The 22,719-nt window shown below is 46.3% G+C and carries 20 protein-coding genes; 19 read left to right on the top strand and 1 reads right to left on the bottom strand.

The genetic code is table 11. The features are described 5' to 3' along the window. The first annotated feature begins 493 nt into the window (after positions 1 to 493). The 19 genes from ilvI (at position 494) to lpxC (ending at position 22,095) form a co-directional block, all read left to right on the top strand. Positions 494 to 2,221, top strand: coding sequence for an acetolactate synthase 3 large subunit (gene ilvI, locus ACUN2T_RS18905; protein WP_445494537.1), 1,728 nt, complete (start codon positions 494 to 496; stop codon positions 2,219 to 2,221). A 2-nt stretch (positions 2,222 to 2,223) separates the two neighbouring features. Further along, complete coding sequence (gene ilvN, locus ACUN2T_RS18900; protein WP_445497926.1) at positions 2,224 to 2,715, top strand: acetolactate synthase small subunit; 492 nt, start codon at positions 2,224 to 2,226, stop codon at positions 2,713 to 2,715. An 88-nt stretch (positions 2,716 to 2,803) separates the two neighbouring features. Beyond that, positions 2,804 to 3,808 (top strand): catabolite repressor/activator, encoded by a 1,005-nt coding sequence (gene cra / locus ACUN2T_RS18895; RefSeq protein WP_445494536.1) that lies wholly within the window; start codon positions 2,804 to 2,806, stop codon positions 3,806 to 3,808. A gap of 486 nt (positions 3,809 to 4,294) precedes the next feature. After that, a complete protein-coding gene (gene mraZ / locus ACUN2T_RS18890; RefSeq protein WP_021323947.1) occupies positions 4,295 to 4,753 on the top strand; it encodes a division/cell wall cluster transcriptional repressor MraZ in 459 nt (152 codons plus the stop codon). Between the two features lie 2 nt (positions 4,754 to 4,755). Next, complete coding sequence (gene rsmH / locus ACUN2T_RS18885) at positions 4,756 to 5,700, top strand: 16S rRNA (cytosine(1402)-N(4))-methyltransferase RsmH (RefSeq protein WP_445494535.1); 945 nt, start codon at positions 4,756 to 4,758, stop codon at positions 5,698 to 5,700. After that, positions 5,697 to 6,017, top strand: coding sequence for a cell division protein FtsL (gene ftsL, locus ACUN2T_RS18880; RefSeq protein WP_445497925.1), 321 nt, complete (start codon positions 5,697 to 5,699; stop codon positions 6,015 to 6,017). Before rsmH ends, ftsL begins: the two co-directional genes overlap by 4 nt. Positions 6,018 to 6,044: 27 nt before the next feature. Next, positions 6,045 to 7,811, top strand: coding sequence for a peptidoglycan glycosyltransferase FtsI (locus tag ACUN2T_RS18875; RefSeq protein ID WP_445494534.1), 1,767 nt, complete (start codon positions 6,045 to 6,047; stop codon positions 7,809 to 7,811). Further along, positions 7,798 to 9,285, top strand: coding sequence for a UDP-N-acetylmuramoyl-L-alanyl-D-glutamate--2,6-diaminopimelate ligase (gene murE / locus ACUN2T_RS18870; RefSeq protein ID WP_445494533.1), 1,488 nt, complete (start codon positions 7,798 to 7,800; stop codon positions 9,283 to 9,285). The genes ACUN2T_RS18875 and murE overlap by 14 nt, the downstream gene beginning before the upstream one ends. Then, positions 9,282 to 10,661, top strand: a complete 1,380-nt coding sequence (gene murF, locus ACUN2T_RS18865; RefSeq protein ID WP_445494532.1) for a UDP-N-acetylmuramoyl-tripeptide--D-alanyl-D-alanine ligase — start codon at positions 9,282 to 9,284, stop codon at positions 10,659 to 10,661. Before murE ends, murF begins: the two co-directional genes overlap by 4 nt. Continuing rightward, positions 10,655 to 11,737: a phospho-N-acetylmuramoyl-pentapeptide-transferase gene (gene mraY / locus ACUN2T_RS18860; RefSeq protein WP_445494531.1), complete on the top strand. Its 1,083-nt coding sequence runs from the start codon at positions 10,655 to 10,657 to the stop codon at positions 11,735 to 11,737. Before murF ends, mraY begins: the two co-directional genes overlap by 7 nt. Before the next feature lie 2 nt (positions 11,738 to 11,739). Continuing rightward, positions 11,740 to 13,050, top strand: coding sequence for a UDP-N-acetylmuramoyl-L-alanine--D-glutamate ligase (murD, locus tag ACUN2T_RS18855; protein ID WP_445494530.1), 1,311 nt, complete (start codon positions 11,740 to 11,742; stop codon positions 13,048 to 13,050). Next, positions 13,050 to 14,243, top strand: a complete 1,194-nt coding sequence (gene ftsW / locus ACUN2T_RS18850) for a cell division protein FtsW (protein ID WP_445494529.1) — start codon at positions 13,050 to 13,052, stop codon at positions 14,241 to 14,243. Before murD ends, ftsW begins: the two co-directional genes overlap by 1 nt. After that, a complete protein-coding gene (murG, locus tag ACUN2T_RS18845) occupies positions 14,240 to 15,307 on the top strand; it encodes an undecaprenyldiphospho-muramoylpentapeptide beta-N-acetylglucosaminyltransferase (RefSeq protein WP_445494528.1) in 1,068 nt (355 codons plus the stop codon). The genes ftsW and murG overlap by 4 nt, the downstream gene beginning before the upstream one ends. A 55-nt stretch (positions 15,308 to 15,362) precedes the next feature. Further along, positions 15,363 to 16,838, top strand: a complete 1,476-nt coding sequence (gene murC / locus ACUN2T_RS18840; RefSeq protein WP_445497924.1) for a UDP-N-acetylmuramate--L-alanine ligase — start codon at positions 15,363 to 15,365, stop codon at positions 16,836 to 16,838. Then, a complete protein-coding gene (locus ACUN2T_RS18835) occupies positions 16,831 to 17,751 on the top strand; it encodes a D-alanine--D-alanine ligase (protein WP_445494527.1) in 921 nt (306 codons plus the stop codon). Before murC ends, ACUN2T_RS18835 begins: the two co-directional genes overlap by 8 nt. Before the next feature lies 1 nt (position 17,752). Then, positions 17,753 to 18,559 (top strand): cell division protein FtsQ, encoded by an 807-nt coding sequence (gene ftsQ / locus ACUN2T_RS18830; protein WP_445494526.1) that lies wholly within the window; start codon positions 17,753 to 17,755, stop codon positions 18,557 to 18,559. A gap of 39 nt (positions 18,560 to 18,598) precedes the next feature. Beyond that, positions 18,599 to 19,855: a cell division protein FtsA gene (ftsA, locus tag ACUN2T_RS18825; RefSeq protein ID WP_012777290.1), complete on the top strand. Its 1,257-nt coding sequence runs from the start codon at positions 18,599 to 18,601 to the stop codon at positions 19,853 to 19,855. 63 nt (positions 19,856 to 19,918) lie between these two features. Then, positions 19,919 to 21,079 carry a cell division protein FtsZ gene (gene ftsZ / locus ACUN2T_RS18820; RefSeq protein WP_445494524.1) on the top strand — a complete coding sequence of 387 codons (1,161 nt, stop codon included), beginning with the start codon at positions 19,919 to 19,921 and terminating at the stop codon, positions 21,077 to 21,079. Between the two features lie 98 nt (positions 21,080 to 21,177). Beyond that, positions 21,178 to 22,095, top strand: coding sequence for a UDP-3-O-acyl-N-acetylglucosamine deacetylase (gene lpxC / locus ACUN2T_RS18815; protein WP_445497923.1), 918 nt, complete (start codon positions 21,178 to 21,180; stop codon positions 22,093 to 22,095). A 94-nt stretch (positions 22,096 to 22,189) separates the two neighbouring features. Here lpxC and ACUN2T_RS18810 read toward each other — a convergent pair whose 3' ends face one another. After that, the gene (locus ACUN2T_RS18810; protein ID WP_445494523.1) at positions 22,190 to 22,714 is read right to left on the bottom strand and encodes a DUF721 domain-containing protein; all 525 of its coding nucleotides are present in this window, start codon (positions 22,712 to 22,714) and stop codon (positions 22,190 to 22,192) included. Positions 22,715 to 22,719: the final 5 nt, after the last annotated feature.

Here is a 22,719-nt window from a genome sequence, read left to right as displayed (position 1 = left end):
AGCCTTCCAGGAAAAATAGTGGTTTCTATTGTATTCTATAATTAAAGTGAGGTAAATGGATTTTACCTGAATGAATTATTCATAATAGCTATTCAGAAACGATGAAATTATGATTGAATTATCTTAGGCATTAGTCCGCGTTTCCTTTATCAGATTTATGCTGTGGTGACGTAAACGATTTTGAAAACTGCTTTTTAGTTTTTTATCGTATATATACTGGATAATACCTATACGTTGTCGTTCTTTTTAGGCATTGCCACTCATATTCTACTTATCTTTAGCTTCTTGATAGTCAGATAACGCTTGCAAGAGACATTTTGAATGGTCAGAAAGTTGCTATTCTGCCTTGTACTTACATTGCTAACACCCGTTTCTAGCGTTATGTTAATTAGCTCAGCAACAACAATAGCTGATGAGCTGTCTGTCTTACTAAAATAAAAGTGGAAGTAACTTCTGATTTATTAACTTGCAAACAGAGCCTGGAGGAAAACCTATGGAGATGTTATCAGGAGCTGAAATAGTCGTCCGATCGTTAATTGATCAGGGCGTTGAACATGTATTCGGTTATCCGGGCGGCGCAGTACTGGATATTTACGATGCCCTGCATACGGTTGGGGGAATTGAACATATCCTGGTACGCCATGAGCAGGGTGCGGTTCATATGGCTGACGGCTATGCCCGTTCCACGGGAAAGGTTGGTGTGGTATTGGTCACTTCCGGGCCCGGTGCGACTAATGCCATCACGGGCATTGCGACAGCTTATATGGATTCAATTCCAATGGTTGTATTGTCCGGTCAGGTAGCCAGTTCCTTGATTGGTAATGATGCATTCCAGGAATGTGACATGGTGGGGATCTCCCGCCCGATCGTGAAACACAGCTTTTTAGTAAAAAAAGCGGAAGATATTCCGAAGGTACTGAAAAAAGCCTTCTATTTGGCCGCCAGTGGTCGTCCGGGGCCGGTAGTCATTGATTTACCAAAAGACACGGTAAATCCGGCAGTCAAACTCTCCTATATTTATCCTGATCAGATAAGCATGCGTTCTTATAATCCGACGGTGCAAGGGCATAAAGGGCAAATTAAACGGGCATTAAGAACACTGTTGAATGCGAAGAAACCAATCATATATGTGGGCGGTGGGGCAATTAATGCAGATTGTTCAGCAGAATTGCTGGTATTGGCAGAAAAATTCAATATTCCGGTTGTAAGCTCCCTGATGGGGTTAGGTAGTTTTCCGGCAACTCACCAGCAAAGCCTGGGAATGCTCGGTATGCATGGTACATTTGAAGCTAACAAAGCAATGCATAATTCCGATGTGATTTTTGCTGTTGGTGTACGTTTTGATGATCGTACAACCAATAATTTGGCAAAATATTGTCCGGAAGCAACTGTTTTGCATATTGATATCGATCCAACATCAATTTCGAAAACTGTTGCCGCAGATATACCTATTGTTGGTGATGCTAAACAGGTGCTGCGGCAAATGTTGGAACTGTTGGCGACGGTGGAAGACACACAGGATCCGGATGCGCTGAAAGATTGGTGGTTATCTATTCAGCAATGGCGTAGCCGCAAATGCCTCAATTTTGATCGCAGTGGTGAAAAGATTAAACCGCAAGCAGCTATCGAGGTTCTCTATCGTCTGACTAAAGGTGAAGCTTATGTCACTTCAGATGTTGGGCAGCATCAGATGTTTGTTGCATTGCATTACCCATTTGATCGGCCAAGACGTTGGATCAGTTCCGGTGGTTTAGGGACGATGGGATTTGGCTTACCGGCTGCGTTGGGGGTCAAACTGGTGAAACCGGAAGCAACAGTCGTCTGTGTTACAGGGGATGGCAGTATTCAGATGAATATTCAGGAATTGTCCACGGCGTTGCAGTATGGGCTGCCGGTACTGGTTCTGAACTTGAATAACCGTTTTCTGGGGATGATAAAACAGTGGCAAGACATGATTTATGCAGGCCGTCACTCTCAGTCCTATATGGAATCTCTGCCTGATTTTGTCAAACTGGCTGAAGCTTATGGTCATGTTGGCATTTCTATCCAGAGTTATGACGAGCTGGAAGGTAAATTGGCAGAAGCCTTGAGAGAGGTGACTGAAAATCAGCGGCTGGTATTTGTTGATGTCACTGTGGATGAAACTGAACACGTATATCCTATGCAGATCCGTGGAGGAGCAATGGATGAGATGTGGTTAAGCAAAACGGAGAGAACCTGATTATGCGCCGGATTTTATCTGTATTACTTGAAAACGAATCAGGGGCTTTGTCCCGTGTTGTTGGTCTGTTTTCCCAGCGTGGCTACAACATTGAAAGTTTAACTGTGGCACCGACGGACGATCCAACATTATCGCGAATGACAATTCAGACTAAAGGCGATGCCAGGGTACTTGAACAGATTGAAAAGCAATTGCACAAGCTGGTGGATGTACTACGAGTCAGCGAGTTGGCAGCGGGTTCTCATGTAGAACGTGAGATTATGCTGGTGAAATTGCAGGCCAGTGGGTATGGACGTGAAGAGATCAAGCGCAGTACCGATATTTTCCGTGGGCAGATCATTGATGTGACTTCTACCTTGTATACTGTGCAACTGGTAGGAACCAGCGATAAATTGGATGCATTTCTGGATGCCGTTCGTGATGTTTCTGAAATTGTTGAAGTTGCTCGTTCCGGTATTGTCGGTGTATCTCGTGGGGATAAAATTATGCGATGAAAAATCGCAAACTGCGGGGCAATATACATACATTTATGAGGCTCTGCGATAAAGTAGGGCCTTTTTTGGTGTCTATGAAGGAGTTAATGTGAAACTGGATGAAATCGCCCGCCTTGCAGGTGTTTCACGCACAACGGCCAGTTATGTGATTAATGGTAAAGCCAAACAATACCGTGTCAGTGATAAAACGGTAGAAAAAGTGATGGCAGTGGTCAAAGAGCATAATTACCATCCTAATGCTGTGGCAGCTGGTCTCCGCGCAGGACGCACTCGTTCTATTGGTCTGGTTATCCCAGATTTAGAAAATACCAGCTATACCCGCATTGCGAATTATCTTGAGCGCCAGGCTCGTCAGCGTGGTTATCAATTATTGATAGCCTGTTCTGAAGATCAGCCTGATAATGAAATGCGTTGCGTTGAGCACTTGTTACAACGGCAGGTGGACGCAATTATTGTTTCTACCGCATTACCGCCGGAGCATCCTTTTTATCAGCGCTGGGCAAGCCGCTCTTTACCTATTGTTGCGCTCGATCGTGCATTAGAAAATGAACATTTTATCAGCGTAGTGGGCGATGACTTGGAAGATGCAAAGATGTTGGCACAAGAGTTTCGTCAATTCCCTGCTGAATCTGTGCTGTATCTCGGCGCATTACCTGAACTGTCAGTCAGTTTTCTGCGTGAACAGGGATTTCGTGAAGCATGGAAAGATGACCCTCGTAAGGTTATGTACCTTTACTCAAACAGCTATGAGCGTGATGCAGCGGCTGAAGTGTTTGCCAAGTGGCTGGAAACTCACCCAATGCCACAGGCGCTGTTCACTACTTCTTTTGCTCTGTTACAGGGAGTCATGGATGTTACGCTTAAACACAGTGGCCGGTTACCCAATCAATTGGTCATTGCGACTTTTGGTGATCATGAGTTATTGGATTTCCTTGAGTGTCCGGTGCTTTCTGTCGCGCAGCGTCATCGTGAAGTGGCGGAACGGGTATTGGAACTGGTATTGGCGAGTTTGGATGAAAAACAGAAGCCAGGACCCGGTATCACACGGATACATCGTGACTTATGTCGGCGAGGAAGCTTGAGTCGGAAATGATGATAAAAGCTCCTCATTAATTCTTTGATGGGGTGCTTTTGCTACCAGATTTGTAAAAGAAGTATGCAAAGGCAACTTTGAGACAATTTTTATCTGAGTGTTTTGGAACGATCAAATCCGACTTCATTCATTAACCTAAATCGTTCAGTAGGTAAAAAGAACCGGGAACAGCATTACATTTTTTGAATGGTAATGAAATGTAAATTATGTAAATAAATTAATAACACAGTTATTTTTTCATTATTTTTAGCGTAAACATTTATTCTCCTTTGCTTGTGAAATTATTCAAAATTATCATGGCCTTAATTATTATTGATATTGCTAAATTTAATAATTATGTTCCTTAACGGCCAAAATTCTTCTACCAAATATAGCTAAAGCGCATCGGCTCTGGCTTGACAAGGTTTTCGTCCCATCCGTAAACTCCTTACTGTGGGGATTAGTGGGATAAAGTGGTAATTTTTGATCGCCTAAGGCAACCTGAAGATGTTTCGTGGAGCAACGCTGGTTAATCTCGATAGCAAGGGGCGGCTCGCCGTACCTACCCGATATCGGGTTATGCTAAACGAGGAATCACAAGGGCAAATGGTTTGTACCATTGACCTCCATCAGCCATGTCTGTTGCTTTATACACTACCTGAATGGGAAATTATTGAAGAAAAGCTCTCCCGCTTATCCAGCATGAATCCGGCGGAGCGCCGGGTACAACGTTTGCTCTTAGGTCATGCCAGTGAATGCCAAATGGATAGCGCAGGACGTCTTTTGTTAGCGAATACACTGCGCCAGCACGCAGGGCTAGCCAAAGAGGTCATGCTGGTTGGTCAGTTCAACAAATTTGAACTGTGGAATGAGCAGACTTGGTATCAACAGGTTAAGGATGACATTGCGGCTGAGCGATCTACTCAGGAACCTTTATCAGTACGGCTACAGGACTTATCACTATAAACATGGCAAACAGTCATTTTAAACATACCAGTGTATTGCTGGATGAAGCAGTCAATGGACTGAATATTCGTGAAGATGGAATCTATATTGATGGCACATTTGGCCGGGGTGGGCATTCGCGTCTGATTTTGTCGCAACTGGGAACAGCAGGTCGTTTAATTGCAATTGATCGTGATCCGCAGGCAATTGAAGCGGCAAAAGCGATCACGGATCCGCGTTTTTCAATAATACATGGGCCGTTTTCTGCATTGGCTCACCATGTAGAAGACGCCGGGCTGACTGGCAAAATCGATGGTGTATTACTGGATTTAGGTGTTTCTTCACCTCAGTTGGATGACCCGGAGCGTGGTTTTTCTTTTATGCGTGATGGGCCACTGGATATGCGGATGGATCCGACTCGCGGGCAGTCAGCGGCAGAATGGCTAATGAAAGCCGAAGCGGATGATATTGCATGGGTGTTAAAAACGTTTGGCGAAGAACGTTTCGCTAAACGTATTGCCAGAGCAATTGTTACACGTAATCAGGAAGAGCCCATTACCCGGACAAAAGCGCTGGCCGATTTGATTGCTCAGGCCAGTCCGGTGAAAGAGAAGCATAAGCATCCTGCGACAAGGAGCTTTCAGGCTATCAGAATTTATATCAACAGTGAACTCGAAGAGATTGAACAGGCGCTGGATGGTGCATTGTTGGCGCTTGCACCACAAGGGCGGCTTTCAGTTATCAGTTTTCATTCACTGGAAGATCGCATTGTTAAGCGATTCATTCGTCATAACAGTCGTGGGCCACAGGTGCCGGCAGGATTGCCACTGACAGAAGAGCAACTGAAAGCGCAAGGTGGACGTAGTCTGAAATCTGTTGGCAAGATGAAACCCTCAGAGGAAGAGGTCGTTGATAACCCACGGGCTCGTAGCTCTGTTCTGCGTTTTGCTGAGAAAGTTAGTGAATAATGGCAGGTGAACGTCACGGGTTAACCGGTATTATCGGCAGTGATTTGCTTAGAAATGCCAAAATACCGTTGATCCTTCTAGTGGCTGTTATGGTTTCAGCCATAAGTGTTGTCACTACGACACATGAAACCCGTTTGTTGACGGCTGAAAGAGAACATCTGGTATTGGAATGTGATGCGTTGGATATCGAGTGGCGTAATCTGATCCTTGAAGAAAACGCCCTTGGTGATCACAGCCGAGTTGAGCGGATAGCCGTTGAAAAAATGCATATGCAGCATGTTAATCCTGCACAGGAAAACATTGTTGTTTCACAGTGAGTCAATTTGATGATTATAAGGTAAGCAATGAAAGCAGCACGCTTCGCGAAGTTGAAACAGCAAGAAGATAAAGCCAGCTTTATTAGCTGGCGTTTTGCCTTGCTGTGTGGAGGTATTGCCCTTGCTTTAATTTGCTTGCTGCTGAGAGTGGCTTACCTGCAAGTGATCAATCCGGAGCAATTGGTTAAAGAAGGGGATTTGCGTTCCCTGCGTGTGCAGTCAATTCCAACTGCACGCGGAATGATTAGCGATCGTATGGGGCGACCTCTGGCTGTCAGCGTTCCGGTAAATGCTGTTTGGGCAGATCCGAAAGAGGTATTTGACAAAGGGGGAATTACTGAGGATACCCGATGGAAAGCCTTGTCGGATGCGATTAATCTGCCGGTTGAACAACTTATCAGCAAAGTTAATGCTAATCCTAAAGGTCGCTTTGTATATCTGGCGCGTCAGGTTAACCCATCGGTTGGTGATTATATTCATAAACTGAAATTGCCGGGAATTTATTTGCGTCAGGAATCCCGGCGTTATTACCCGTCAGGTCAGGTCACTGCTCATATTATTGGTGTGACTAACGTTGATGGTCAGGGTATTGAAGGTGTCGAAAAAAGTTTTGATCACTGGCTGACTGGTCAGCCAGGTGAGCGGACGGTACGCAAAGACCGCTTTGGTCGTGTCATCGAAGATATTTCCTCTGTTGATAGTCTGGCAGCACACAATCTGGTATTGAGCATTGATGAACGTTTGCAGGCACTGGTTTACCGCGAACTGACCAATGCGGTGGCTTTTAATAAAGCAGAATCCGGTACAGCCGTACTGATAGATGTTAATACTGGTGAAGTGCTGGCAATGGCAAATAGTCCATCTTATAACCCGAATAATCGCATTAATACGCCAAAAGAAGCAATGCGTAACCGTGCTATCACCGATATTTTCGAACCGGGTTCCACAGTGAAACCGATGGTGGTAATGGCTGCGCTGAATGATGGTATTATCAAAGAAAATACAGTTATTAATACAGTACCTTATAGAATCAGCGGCAAGGAAATTAAAGATGTGGCCCGTTATTCTGAATTATCCATCACCGGTATCTTACAGAAATCAAGTAACGTTGGTGTTTCTAAGCTGGCGTTAGCAATGCCCGCGACAGAATTAGTGGATGTCTATTCACGCTTTGGATTGGGAAAAGCGACCAATCTGGGATTGGTCGGAGAAAGCAGTGGCTTATATCCAACAAAGAGACAACGGTGGTCAGATCTTGATAGAGCCACCTTTTCTTACGGCTACGGGCTGATGGTAACACCGTTACAGTTAGCGCGGGTTTATGCAACGATTGGTAGCTTGGGCATTTATCGCCCCCTGTCAATTACTAAAGTTGATCCACCTGTGCCAGGTACAAGAGTATTTCCAGAACCAGTTATGCGTACTGTCGTTCATATGATGGAAAGTGTGGCTCTGCCCGGCGGTGGCGGAACACGAGCTGCGATAAAAGGTTATCGAATTGCCATCAAAACCGGTACAGCCAAGAAAATTGGGCCGGATGGCAAATATGTTAATCGGTATATTGCTTACACCGCAGGCGTTGCTCCAGCAAGTAATCCAAGATTTGCATTGGTTGTGATCATTAATGATCCACAAGCAGGTAAGTATTACGGTGGTGCGATTTCTGCGCCGGTATTTGGTGCCATTATGGGCGGTGTTCTACGCATTATGAATGTGGAACCGGATGCTTTGGCAGCAGGTGATAAAAATGAATTTGTGGTTAATAAGAAAGAGGATACAGGTGGCAGATCGTAATCTACGCGATTTACTCGCGCCATTGGGTATTGATGCCCCAGAGTGCGCGTTACGCGAAATGACATTGGATAGCCGTAAATCGGCTGCCGGCGATCTGTTTGTTGCCATTAAAGGGCATCAGGCAGATGGTCGACACTACATTCCTCAGGCCATCGCACAAGGTGTTGCGGCGGTTATTGCAGAAGCCCAAGGCGAGGCTGATAACGGGACTGTGCAGGTTATGCACGGTGTTCCGGTTGTTTATGTGAATGATTTGAATAATAAGCTATCACAATTAGCCGGTGAGTTTTATCGCCATCCTGGTAATAAATTGCGCCTGCTGGGTGTCACTGGAACCAATGGAAAAACAACCACTACTCAATTGCTTGCTCAGTGGAGTCACGGATTGGGTGAAACCAGTGCAGTAATGGGAACTGTTGGTAATGGATTACTGGGGCGAGTGGCACCGAGTGAAAATACCACCGGTTCAGCCGTTGATATTCAACTGGATCTGCAACAACTTGTTCGGCAAGGGGCGACCTTTGCGGCAATGGAGGTTTCTTCTCACGGGCTGATTCAGAGGCGGGTGGCCGCGTTGCCATTTGAGGCGGCGGTATTTACCAATTTGAGCCGTGATCATCTTGATTACCACGGTGATATGGAGCACTACGAAGCAGCTAAATGGTTGTTATTTTCTACTCACAATGTGAAGCAGCAAATCATTAATGCTGATGATGATATTGGCCTGAAGTGGTTATCCCGTTTACCACAAGCAGTTGCTGTGACGATGGAAAACCGTCTGCCGGAAAACTGGCAGGGGCGTTGGTTGGCGGCTCGTGAAATAAAATATTACGATAAAGGTGTTTCTATTACTTTCGAGTCTAGTTGGGGGGGCGGTACAATTGATAGCGCCTTGATGGGAGCATTTAACGTCAGCAACTTGTTGTTGGCACTTTCCACCTTATTAGCTTTGGACTATCCACTGGAAAAGCTGCTTGAAACTGCTTCCTGCTTGTCGCCGGTCTGTGGGCGGATGGAAGTATTCACTGCACCGGGTAAACCGGTTGTTGTTGTTGATTATGCTCATACACCTGATGCGCTAGAGAAAGCTTTGGTGGCTGTACGCTTGCATTGTAAAGGTAAGCTTTGGTGCGTTTTTGGTTGTGGTGGCGATCGCGATAAAGGCAAACGTCCTCTGATGGGCGGCGTGGCAGAACAGTGGGCTGATTATGTGATTGTTACTGATGATAACCCGCGCAGTGAAGAACCTCAGACAATTGTTGCTGACATTCTGACGGGTTTTATTGATCCGGGCCGCGCGATAGCAATTCATGGCCGTGTTGAAGCGGTAACCAGTGCCATTATGCAGGCAAGAGCAGATGATGTTGTATTGATTGCGGGTAAAGGCCACGAAGATTATCAATTGGTAGGTCATCGTCGCCTTGATTACTCAGATCGATTGACTGCTGCCCGGTTACTGGGGGTGATCGCATGATTTCCCTCACACTGCAACAACTGGCGCAAATCACTGATGGCACACTGAAACAGGTTACGGAGCAGCAGGCCGCAGATATCTGTATCAGTGATGTGACTACTGACAGCCGTAAAGTTGGAAATGATAGTCTGTTTATTGCATTGAAAGGTGAACGTTTTGATGCCCATGATTTTTCTGTTGATGCAGTAAACGCGGGTGCCAGTGCTTTGCTGGTCAGTCGTGTGCTGGATGTTAATTGTCCGCAAGTTGTGGTCAAAGATACTCGTTTGGCTATGGGTAAATTAGCTGGCTGGGTTCGCCAACAGAGTAACGCTCGTATCGTTGCGCTGACGGGGTCATCGGGTAAAACATCGGTGAAAGAGATGACAGCAGCAATTCTGCATCAGTGTGGTAATACGCTCTATACAGAAGGTAATTTGAATAATGATATCGGTGTGCCGCTGACATTGTTCAGACTGACAGAACAACATGAGTTTGCGGTGATTGAATTAGGCGCAAGCCATATTGGTGAGATTGCCTATACCACGGAGATGACCCGACCAGAAACGGCATTGGTAAATAACCTGTCTACTGCACACCTGGAAGATTTTGGTTCTCTGTCTGGTATTGCAAAAGCGAAAGGCGAAATTTTTGTCGGTCTTCCAGAAAATGGTACTGCCATCATCAATATGGAAAGTAATGACTGGGTGCACTGGCAACAGGTTATCGGTGACAAAACAGTACAGCGTTTTTCCATACAACAGGCATCAGACACTGATTTTTACGCTACAGATATTCAGGTCAAACAGCTGACGACTGATTTTTGTCTGCATACCCCCGCTGGCAACACAGAAATCACTTTACCATTACCTGGAAAACACAATGTTGCCAATGCATTAGCTGCCAGTGCGTTGGCAATTTCTGTTGGCGCAACGCTAAAAGATATCCGTCTTGGCTTGTCCGGGCTGAAACCTGTACCAGGTCGGTTGTTTCCAATCAATCTGGCAGAGGGAAAATTGCTGCTTGATGACACTTATAACGCCAATGTCGGTTCGATGACCGTTGCGGTTCACGTGTTATCACAGATGCCGGGTTACCGGGTGATGGTCGTTGGCGATATGGGCGCGTTGGGTGAACAATCAGAAGATTACCATCGCCAGGTTGGTGAAGTTGTAGCTTCTGGTGGTATCGACAGAGTATTTAGTGTGGGTACATCAAGTGCTTACATTAGTGAAGCGAGTGGTTGTGGTCAGCATTTTGCGGATAAAGCCACGTTGGTTGCAGCATTGGCTCCACTATTACAACAATCCAAAGTGATTTCAGTTTTAGTTAAAGGTTCGCGCAGTACCGCAATGGAAGATGTCGTCAGCGCATTACAGGAGAGCTTCACATGTTAGTTTGGCTGGCCGAATATCTGATCAAGTATCATACCGGCTTTAACGTCTTTTCTTACCTGACGTTTAGGGCTATCGTCAGCCTGCTGACTGCACTGGCTATCGCATTGTGGATGGGGCCGCGCTTAATCGCTTTCCTGCAAAAATTACAAATTGGGCAGGTTGTTCGCAATGATGGGCCGGAATCTCATTTTAGCAAACGTGGTACACCGACCATGGGTGGTTTGCTGATCCTGTTTTCAATCACGATTTCTGTACTGTTGTGGGCACGCTTGGATAACCCCTATGTTTGGTGTGTGCTGATTGTTCTGATTGGTTACGGCATTGTTGGTTTCGTAGATGATTACCGCAAAGTTGTGCGCAAAGATACTAAGGGGTTGATTGCCCGTTGGAAGTATTTTTGGCAGTCCGCTCTGGCATTGGGTGTGGCATTTGCGATGTACAGCGTCGGGAAAGATACCCCGGCAACACAATTAGTTGTGCCATTCTTTAAAGATGTGATGCCACAACTGGGTGTGCTTTACATTCTGTTGACCTACTTTGTGATTGTCGGAACCAGCAACGCGGTGAATCTGACTGATGGGTTGGATGGTTTGGCAATTATGCCAACCGTTTTTGTTGCGGCTGGTTTTGCCTTAGTGGCATGGGCAACAGGTAACGTCAATTTTGCCAACTATCTGCATATTCCTTACCTGAACTATGCTGGTGAACTGGTTATCGTCTGTACTGCGATTGTTGGCGCTGGATTAGGTTTCCTGTGGTTCAACACTTATCCGGCTCAAGTTTTCATGGGTGATGTGGGTTCTTTGGCATTAGGTGGTGCTCTTGGGACCATTGCTGTGTTGCTGCGTCAGGAATTCTTGCTGGTAATTATGGGGGGGGTATTCGTGGTAGAAACCCTGTCAGTTATCTTGCAGGTGGGCTCTTTTAAACTGCGTGGACAGCGTATATTCCGTATGGCACCTATTCACCATCATTATGAATTGAAAGGCTGGCCGGAACCGCGCGTTATCGTGCGTTTTTGGATTATTTCTCTGATGTTAGTACTGATTGGCCTGGCAACATTGAAGGTACGTTAATTATGGCAGATTATTTGGGTAAAAAAGTCGTCATTATCGGGTTGGGGCTGACCGGCCTCTCCTGTGTTGACTTTTTTATGGCGCGAGGTGTGATCCCCCGTGTGATGGATACCCGTTCAGCACCGCCAGGCGGAGATAAATTGCCTGATGATGTTGAGTGTCATAGTGGAAGCCTGAATGCTGGCTGGTTGGTGGATGCTGATTTGATTGTTGCAAGCCCAGGGGTTGCTCTGACAACAGTCGAGTTGCAGGCTGCGGCTAATGCAGGCATTGAAATTGTTGGCGATATCGAGTTGTTTTGTCGTGAAGCAACAGCACCGATAGTCGCAATTACAGGTTCTAATGGCAAAAGTACTGTCACCAGCTTGGTTGGTGAAATGGCGAAAGCGGCTAATTGGCAGGTGGGGGTGGGCGGTAATATTGGTCTTCCTGCATTAGAATTATTGAAGAAATCCTGTCAGCTCTATGTCTTAGAACTTTCCAGCTTCCAGTTGGAAACGACATATAGCCTGAAAGCCGCGGCAGCCACTGTGCTTAATGTGACAGAAGACCATATGGACCGTTATCCGCAGGGGGTATCTCAGTACCGGGCAGCTAAATTGAGAGTTTATCATCAGGCGAAGAGATGCGTAGTGAATGCTCAGGATGCTCTGACATTGCCTGAAACGGGCATGGACAGCCGTTGCGTTAGCGTTGGTGTCGATTGTGGTGACTACCAGCTTGATAGTGAAAGTGTACTTTTGAAAGTCCACAACCAATCATTGCTGGCGACAGATGCAATCAAACTGACTGGGCGGCATAACTACATCAATGGATTGGCTGCACTGGCGTTAGCCGATGCGGTTGGGATTCCCCGTAAAGCCAGTTTGGCGGCATTGAAAGTTTATCCGGGGCTTGACCATCGTTTCCAACTTGTCCATCTGAATAAAGGGGTGCACTGGATTAACGATTCTAAAGCGACCAATGTTGGCAGTACAGAAGCGGCGCTTAATGGTCTGAAGCTGGATGGCACTCTTTATTTGTTGTTGGGCGGTGATGGTAAATCGGCAGACTTTTCTCCGCTCAAGCCTTTCCTTAGTGGAAATAAAGTTCGGCTTTACTGTTTTGGCCGTGATGGGAAACGATTGGCGCAACTCCGTCCAGAAATAGCGACATTGACTGAAACGATGGAACAGGCGATACGTGATATTGTACCGCGATTGGTTGCTGGCGACATGGTGCTGTTATCTCCTGCTTGTGCCAGCCTTGATCAGTTTCGTAATTTTGAACAGCGTGGTCATGAATTTGCTCGTCTGGCTGAGGAGTTGGGCTGATGTCTATTTCCGGGTTCAGTAGATTAAAAGACTGGATTATTGGTGGCCGTGAAAACGATGCTACTAATATGGTGTTGTATGACCGCACACTGGTTTGGCTGACACTCGGGTTGGGGATTATCGGCTTTGTCATGGTGACTTCGGCATCAATGCCGGTTGGACAGCGTCTTGCAGAAGATCCTTTTTTGTTTGCCAAACGTGATGCGATTTATCTGTTGCTGGCTTTCGGGTTGTCATTAATCACACTGCGTATTCCAATGGATTTCTGGCAGCGCTATAGCAACCTGATGCTGCTTATTTCCGTTATTCTGCTACTGGTTGTGCTGGTGGTAGGAAGCTCAGTAAACGGTGCATCGCGTTGGATTGCCCTTGGGCCTTTGAGAATTCAGCCTGCTGAATTATCGAAACTTTCTTTGTTTTGCTATCTCGCCAGTTATTTGGTACGCAAAGTAGAAGAAGTACGGAATAACTTCTGGGGATTCTGTAAGCCAATGGGCGTGATGGTTGTGTTGGCTGTATTACTTTTGGCCCAGCCTGACCTGGGAACGGTGGTCGTGCTGTTTGTAACAACATTAGCCATGTTATTTCTGGCGGGAGCAAAACTATGGCAGTTTCTGGCGATTATTGGTTCAGGGGTATTCGCGGTAGTTTTGTTAATTATTGCTGAACCTTACCGTATACGTCGTGTCACTTCCTTTCTGGATCCCTGGGAAGATCCGTATGGCAAAGGTTATCAGTTAACGCAATCTTTGATGGCTTTTGGTCGAGGGGAGTTTTTAGGGCAAGGGTTAGGAAATTCAGTACAGAAGCTGGCCTACCTGCCGGAAGCACATACTGACTTTATTTTCTCTGTTTTGGCAGAAGAATTAGGTTACGTAGGTGTGGTTTTTGTGTTGTTAATGATATTCTTCGTCGCTTTTCGCGCAATGACTATTGGTCGTCGCGCATTACAGATGGATCAGCGTTTTTCCGGTTTTCTGGCTTGTTCGATCGGTATCTGGTTCAGTTTTCAGGCTCTGGTTAACGTTGGGGCCGCCGCAGGTATGCTGCCGACTAAAGGGCTGACTTTACCTCTGATTAGTTACGGTGGTTCAAGTTTGCTGATTATGTCGACAGCTATCGTATTGCTATTAAGAATTGATTTTGAAACACGCTTGGCAAAAGCGCAGGCATTTGTAAGGAGTCCACGATGAGTGGCAAAACCCGACGTTTGATGGTGATGGCAGGTGGAACCGGCGGGCATGTCTTTCCGGGCCTGGCTGTGGCTCATCATTTAAAAGATCAGGGCTGGGAAGTTCGCTGGCTGGGAACGGCAGATCGTATGGAAGCTAATTTAGTGCCAAAACATGGTATTGAGATTGAATTTATTCAGATTTCTGGCCTGCGTGGTAAAGGGTTCAAGGCACTGTTAGTCGCTCCGGCACGAATTTTCAAAGCAATTCGTCAGGCAAAGGCGATTATACGTCGTTATCAGCCAGATGTTGTGCTCGGAATGGGGGGGTATGTTTCTGGTCCGGGTGGTATTGCTGCGTGGATGAGTGGTGTTCCGGTTGTCCTGCATGAACAGAATGGCATTGCCGGGCTGACAAACCGGTGGTTGGCAAAAATTGCCACAACGGTTTTACAGGCATTTCCCGGCGCATTTCCAAAAGCGTCTATTGTTGGGAACCCTGTTCGCGAAGATGTGCTGGCATTACCCACACCTGAGCAACGTTTGACAGGGCGTGAAGGCCCAATTCGGATTTTGGTTGTTGGTGGCAGTCAAGGGGCGAGAATTCTGAACCAAATAATGCCTGAAGTTGCTGCCCGTATGGGAGATAAAATTACTGTTTGGCATCAGACAGGTAAAGGGGCTAAAGAAAGTGTCCGGAATGCTTATAACAATTCAGTTCAATGCGAACATAAGATTACTGAATTTATTGATGATATGGCGCAAGCTTATGCTTGGGCTGATCTGGTGATTTGCCGTTCTGGCGCGTTGACGGTCAGCGAAATGGCAGCGGCTGGATTACCTGGGATTTTTGTCCCATTTCAGCATAAAGATCGCCAGCAATACTGGAATGCGTTACCACTGGAAAGGGTTGGCGCGGCAAAAATACTGGAGCAACCCCAATTTACGGTTGATGCAGTAATCGAATTATTAATTCAGTGGCAACGTCCACAATTGTTGAAAATGGCAGAGAAAGCCCGTTCAGCGGCAATTGTTGATGCTACTGAGCGAGTATCGGCTGCATTGATCAATGCAGCGAATAAGTGATTCAGATCGTCTTAAACAGGACGGTGAAGTAAACCTATATAGTGAAGAAAAAAACGTGAATACACAGCAATTGGCGAAATTAAGAGCTTTCGTGCCTGAGATGAGAAAAGTCAGGCATATCCACTTTGTCGGCATTGGTGGTGCTGGCATGGGGGGGATCGCCGAAGTGTTGGCTAATGAAGGTTATCAGATTAGTGGATCTGATTTAGCGCCAAATCCGGTAACTCGACAACTCACTAAACTGGGTGCTCAGATTTATTTTAACCATCGCCCTGAAAATGTACTGGATGCCAGTGTTGTTGTGGCTTCAACCGCAATACAGGCAGATAACCCAGAAATTATCGCTGCGCGTGAAGCCCGAATCCCGGTCATTCGCAGAGCAGAGATGCTGGCAGAACTGATGCGTTACCGTCATGGTATTGCTATTGCTGGTACTCACGGTAAAACAACAACAACAGCGATGATTTCTAGCATTTATGCACAGGCTGGTTTAGATCCCACTTTTGTTAATGGTGGTTTAGTTAAAGCCGCAGGAACACATGCCCGTCTTGGCAGCAGCCGTTATTTAATCGCGGAAGCTGATGAAAGTGATGCTTCTTTTCTGCATTTACAGCCAATGGTGGCGGTAATTACAAATATTGAAGCGGACCATATGGATACTTATCATGGTGATTTTGAAAACCTGAAACAGACATTTATCAACTTCCTGCACAACTTACCTTTCTACGGGCGTGCGGTAATGTGCATTGATGATCCCGTTGTCAAAGCGTTAATCCCCCGTGTGGGACGCTATATCACGACTTATGGCTTTAGTGAGGAAGCAGACGTACGTATCACTCATTATGAGCAAAAAGGTGCACAGGGGTATTTTACTGTCAGTCGTCAAGATATGGCTGATCTGAAGGTCGTATTGAATGCACCGGGCCGCCATAATGCGCTGAATGCAGCGGCAGCAGTTGCTGTTGCGACGGAGGAAGGCATTTCTGGCAGTCATATTCTGGCTGCGTTGGCGGGTTTTCAAGGAACCGGGCGTCGTTTTGATTTTCTGGGGAATTTTTCTCTGGAACATGTTAACGGCAAAGAGGGCAGTGCAATGTTGGTTGATGATTATGGTCATCATCCAACGGAAGTGGATGCAACCGTTAAAGCTGCCCGTGCTGGCTGGCCGGATAAACGTATTGTGATGGTATTTCAGCCTCATCGTTATACCCGGACCCGTGATCTGTACGATGACTTTGCCAATGTATTAAATCAGGTAGATGTATTACTGATGCTGGATGTTTACTCTGCTGGCGAAGCCGTTATTCCAGGGGCGGATAGCCGCTCGTTGTGCCGTACAATCCGTAGCCGCGGTAAGTTGGATCCAATTCTGGTATCTGATCCGGAAAAGGTCGCTGCGGTGTTGGCACAGGTACTGGACGGTAATGATTTAGTTCTGGTTCAAGGTGCCGGAAGTATAGGCAAAATAGCGCGTAATCTGGCTGAAACAAAATTACAGCCATCGTTGAATGAGGAAAAACACAATGGCTGAGAAAGTCGCGGTACTGCTGGGAGGAACTTCCGCTGAACGTGAAGTTTCACTGTTATCGGGGCAAGCCGTGCTAGCTGGATTGAAAGAAGCAGGTATTAATGCACATCCGGTTGATACAAAGGATTTTCCGGTCACTCAGTTGAAAGAAGCGGGATTTGAGAAAGTCTTTATCGTGCTTCATGGGCGTGGTGGGGAAGATGGTACCTTGCAAGGTGTCTTAGAATTTTTGCAACTGCCTTATACTGGTAGTGGCGTGATGGCTTCTGCATTGTCGATGGATAAATTACGGACAAAACAGTTATGGCAGGGGATCGGGCTAACTGTTTCACCTTATGTTCCAATTAATTCTAAGCAATTTGAACAATTTACTGATTTGCAACTCAAAGAGTATGTAGCCGATCTAGGTTTGCCATTAATTGTTAAGCCAAGCCTGGAGGGTTCTAGTGTTGGAATGACTAAGGTGAATGAAATTTCAGAGTTGCGTGGTGCGCTGGAAACGGCATTTCATTATGACACTGACTTGCTGGTAGAAAAATGGCTGTACGGCCCGGAATACACGGTAGCTATCCTCGATGATACGGCTTTGCCTTCCATTCGTATTCAACCCGCTGCTGTTTTTTATGACTATGATGCAAAATATCTGTCTGAGGAAACAAAGTATTTTTGTCCAAGTGGCTTAAGTGATGAAAAAGAGCAACAACTGACAGAACTGGCACTTAAAGCTTATAAATCAGTTGGATGTAGCGGCTGGGGCCGGGTGGATGTCATGATGGATACTGATGGCGGTTTCTATCTGCTGGAAGTGAATACTTCTCCAGGCATGACCAGCCATAGTCTGGTGCCGATAGCGGCACGTCAGGCCGGGTTAAGTTTTTCACAGTTGGTGGCAAAGATTCTGGAGTTGGCTGATTGATATGTCTCAAGCGGCCCTGAAAGTAAGGGAACGGGATAACGAAAATAACAGTTCCCGCCCCAGTAACGGCTCTTATTTGGCAGGGCTTATTTTCTTCCTGATGGTGCTTGGGACTATTGTTTGGGGGGGCTGGGCCGTCCTGAACTGGATGAAAGATGCTAATAGATTGCCTATTTCAAAACTGGTGGTAACGGGTGAGCGTCACTACACTACCAATGATGCTATCCGGCAGGCAATTTTGTCATTAGGGCAACCGGGAACTTTCATGACGCAGGATGTGAATATTATTCAGCAACATATTGAACGGATGCCGTGGATCAGACAAGTCACTGTTCGTAAACAGTGGCCTGATGAACTGAGAATTCATCTGGTAGAATATGTTCCTTATGCGCGTTGGAATGACTCACAGATGCTGGATGCAGAAGGGCTGGTATTCAGTATACCGGTTGAATGGAAAGCTAAAGGTAGTTTTCCGATGCTTTATGGTCCACAAGGCAGCGAGAAAGAGGTACTGGATGGCTATCGGGCTATGGCTAAACTTCTTGCTGCCAATAAATTGAAATTGAAAGTGGCGGTAATGACTGCGCGTCGCTCTTGGCAACTGACACTGGATAATGATATCCGGCTGAAGCTGGGAAGAATGGATACAACAGGCCGTATTAAACGTTTTATCGAGCTTTATCCGCTGCTACAGCAGAACACAGAGAAAAGAGTAGATTATGTGGATTTGCGTTATAACAGTGGTGCGGCGGTAGGTTGGGCACCGTTACTAATTGATGCTCCTAATGCCCGGGTCAATGGGCAATAAACAGTTACTGGCAATAATATAGAGGCAGGCAGAACAACAATGATCAAATCGACGGACAGAAAATTAGTAGTTGGCCTTGAGATTGGCACAGCAAAGGTATCTGCCCTTGTTGGTGAAATTCTGCCCGATGGTATGGTTAATATTATCGGGGTGGGAAGCTGTCCATCCCGTGGTATGGATAAAGGCGGTGTAAACGACCTGGAATCGGTTGTCAAATGTGTACAGAGGGCTATCGATCAGGCTGAATTAATGGCAGATTGTCAAATTTCTTCTGTTTATCTGGCGTTATCTGGAAAACATATCAGTTGTCAGAATGAAATCGGGATGGTTCCTATTTCTGAAGAGGAAGTCACCCAGGAAGATGTAGACAATGTTGTTCACACTGCCAAATCCGTTCGTGTACGTGATGAATACCGGATACTGCATGTTATTCCTCAAGAATATGCTATCGATTATCAGGAAGGCATTAAAAATCCGGTGGGACTTTCCGGCGTGCGTATGCAGGCGAAAGTTCACTTAATTACCTGCCATAACGATATGGCGAAAAATATTGCAAAAGCCGTTGAACGCTGTGGTTTGAAAGTTGACCAGCTTATTTTTTCCGGGCTGGCTGCCAGCTATGCTGTTTTGACTGAAGACGAGCGTGAACTGGGCGTTTGTGTGGTAGATATTGGCGGCGGGACGATGGATATTGCCGTGTATACCGGCGGAGCACTGCGTCATACCAAAGTCATCCCTTATGCAGGTAACGTCGTCACCAGTGATATTGCTTATGCCTTTGGTACTCCACCAAGCGATGCAGAAACGATAAAAGTACGCCACGGTTGTGCGCTAGGTTCGTTGGTCAGCAAAGATGAAAGTGTGGAGGTACCCAGTGTCGGTGGGCGCCCACCGCGTAGCTTACAGCGCCAGACGCTAGCTGAGGTCATTGAACCGCGTTACATCGAATTACTGAATTTAGTGAATGATGAAATCCTGCGATTGCAGGAACAGTTACGCCAGCAGGGTGTTAAACACCATCTGGCGGCGGGTATTGTCCTGACCGGTGGTGGTGCTCAGATTGATGGTTTGGCTGAATGTGCCCAGCGTGTATTCCACGCTCAGGTGCGTATTGGTCAACCTCTTAATATTACTGGTCTGACGGACTATGCGCAGGAACCCTATTATTCAACAGCGGTAGGGTTGCTGCATTACGGAAAAGCCTCTCACCTTAATGGTGATGCGGATATTGAAAAACATGCTTCAGTGAGTCGCTGGTTTAAAAAAGTCAGTAGCTGGCTGAAAAAAGAGTTTTAATTTTATACAGAGACTGCATCTGTTTTTTGGTCTCAATATAAAGGCACAAAGCGGAGAGAAACTATGTTTGAACCAATAGAATTAACCAATGACGCGGTGATTAAGGTCATCGGCGTCGGCGGTGGCGGCGGTAACGCTGTTGAGCACATGGTGCGTGAGCGCATCGAAGGTGTTGAATTCTTTGCAGTAAATACGGATGCTCAGGCATTGCGTAAAACTGCTGTCGGCCAGACTATCCAGATTGGTAATGGTATTACTAAAGGTCTGGGGGCTGGTGCAAACCCGGAAGTTGGTCGTACTGCTGCGCAAGAGGATCGTGAGGCATTGCGCACTGCTCTTGATGGTGCGGATATGGTATTTATCGCTGCGGGCATGGGCGGTGGTACTGGCACTGGTGCAGCACCTGTGGTAGCTGAAATCGCAAAAGAACTTGGGATTTTGACTGTTGCCGTCGTTACCAAACCTTTCAATTTTGAAGGTAAGAAACGTATGGCCTTTGCTGAACAAGGGATCACTGAACTGTCCAAACATGTGGATTCATTGATTACCATTCCTAATGACAAACTGCTGAAAGTTCTTGGCCGCGGCATTTCACTACTGGATGCTTTCGGGGCAGCTAATGATGTCTTGAAAGGGGCGGTTCAGGGTATCGCTGAACTGATCACGCGTCCAGGTCTGATGAACGTTGACTTTGCTGACGTGCGTACGGTGATGTCTGAAATGGGCTACGCGATGATGGGTTCTGGTATTGCGCAGGGTGAAGACCGTGCGGAAGAAGCGGCTGAAATGGCGATTTCCAGCCCACTGCTGGAAGATATCGACTTGTCAGGTGCTCGTGGTGTTTTGGTTAACATTACGGCTGGCTTTGATCTGCGTTTGGATGAGTTCGAAACGGTGGGTAACACTATTCGGGCATTTGCATCTGATAATGCAACTGTCGTTATCGGTACCTCTTTGGATCCAGACATGAATGATGAGTTGCGTGTGACTGTGGTTGCCACTGGTATTGGTATGGATAAGCGTCCTGAAATTACGCTGGTTACCAATAAAGCATCTCAGTCAAGCGTCATGGAACACCGTCATCAGCAAATATCTGGCGGTATGTCTTCGCTGTTAGAAGAAAATAAACCCGCAGCAAAAGTGGTGAATGACCAAAGCGCACAAACTAGCAAGGAACCCGATTATTTGGATATTCCTGCATTTTTGCGTAAACAGGCCGATTAGTAGCTAAAAAATTGGATTCTCCGCTTTTTGTGCTAAACTTCCCCGCCAGCCATAGTGTATAGTGGTTGGCAGGATGGATAACATTGCGAGATAAAATGATGATCAAACAAAGGACACTTAAACGTATTGTTCAGGCGATTGGCGTCGGTTTGCACACCGGTAAGAAAGTCACGCTGACAATGCGCCCAGCACCGGCTAACACCGGGGTCATCTATCGTCGCACTGACTTGAATCCACCGGTTGATTTTCCGGCAGATGCAAAATCCGTGCGTGATACTATGCTCTGTACTTGTCTGGTAAATGAGCATGACGTGCGAATCTCAACGGTCGAGCACCTGAATGCAGCGCTGGCAGGGCTGGGTATTGATAATATTATTATCGAAGTTGACGCGCCAGAAATTCCTATTATGGATGGCAGTGCCAGCCCGTTTGTCTTCCTGCTGTTGGATGCGGGTATTGAAGAGCTGAACACATCTAAAAAATTCCTGCGTATTAAAGAAGCTGTACGTGTGCAAGAGGGTGATAAGTGGGCAGAGATGACACCTTATAATGGTTTCAGTCTGGATTTCACTATTGACTTTAATCACCCTGCGATTGATTCAAGTTCTCAACGTTACTGTCTGGATTTTTCAGCGGAAGCGTTTGTTCGCCAAATCAGTCGTGCGCGTACTTTCGGCTTTATGCGTGATATTGAGTACTTACAATCTAAAGGCTTATGTTTAGGCGGCAGCTTTGATTGTGCGATTGTTGTTGATGACTATCGGGTACTTAATGAAGATGGCTTGCGTTTTGAAGACGAATTTGTCCGTCATAAAATGCTGGATGCAATCGGTGATCTGTTTATGTGTGGCTATAACATCATTGGCGCATTTACTGCGTTTAAATCTGGTCACGCGATGAACAATAAACTGCTGCAAGCAGTTTTGGTTCAAGAAAGTGCATGGGAACTGATCACTTTCGAAGATGAAGCTGAAATGCCGCTGGCTTTTCGTGCTCCATCGACTGTAATGGCATAACGCTTTAGTGTGCCAGAGAATAACTCAATGATGCATCTCAGTGGGTTATGCTATCGGTAGATTTGGTTCTCGCGGATATCTCTTTTACTCAGCGTTAGCATTTCTTCTTAGCTGTGCTGGCACTCTCTCCGGCCAGTGCAGCTAATCGTTCTAATCTTTCCTTCAGCTTCTTAGGACTACGATTCGCTAATATAATTAGTTCATTAGCGCTTTCCTGACTTAACTGACGTACCGGTAAGGTTTTGTGATTATCACTCGTTGTTTTTGCGAAGCTCTGCGCACTATTGTTATGCTTAACCATTAGTGATGGATTAATCCTGATGTCGATGGAAGACAATGATGGTAGAATTTCGCTTCTTAACGCAGAGAGTAACGTTGGCAGCTCGTAACGTAATCTGGTCATCCAACTGGCGTTTCCTGCTTCCAGTACTAGAATTTGTTTGCGATAATTGGCGACCCGGCACCACGGATGCAACTGTGCGGGAAGCAGGCTGGTAACGGCACGGTTAAGTTTTAACAAAGCGACGGCACGTTGCTGGATAACATGTAGCGGGTTTTTCTCAACGGCAGCGGCGTCTTCGAAAAGAACATCTAGTGATTGTGGGCGGCTATCGCGCATAATAA

It is taken from the genome of Photorhabdus machadonis, assembly GCF_052657765.1.
This window is presented reverse-complemented; position numbering and strand designations above follow the sequence as displayed.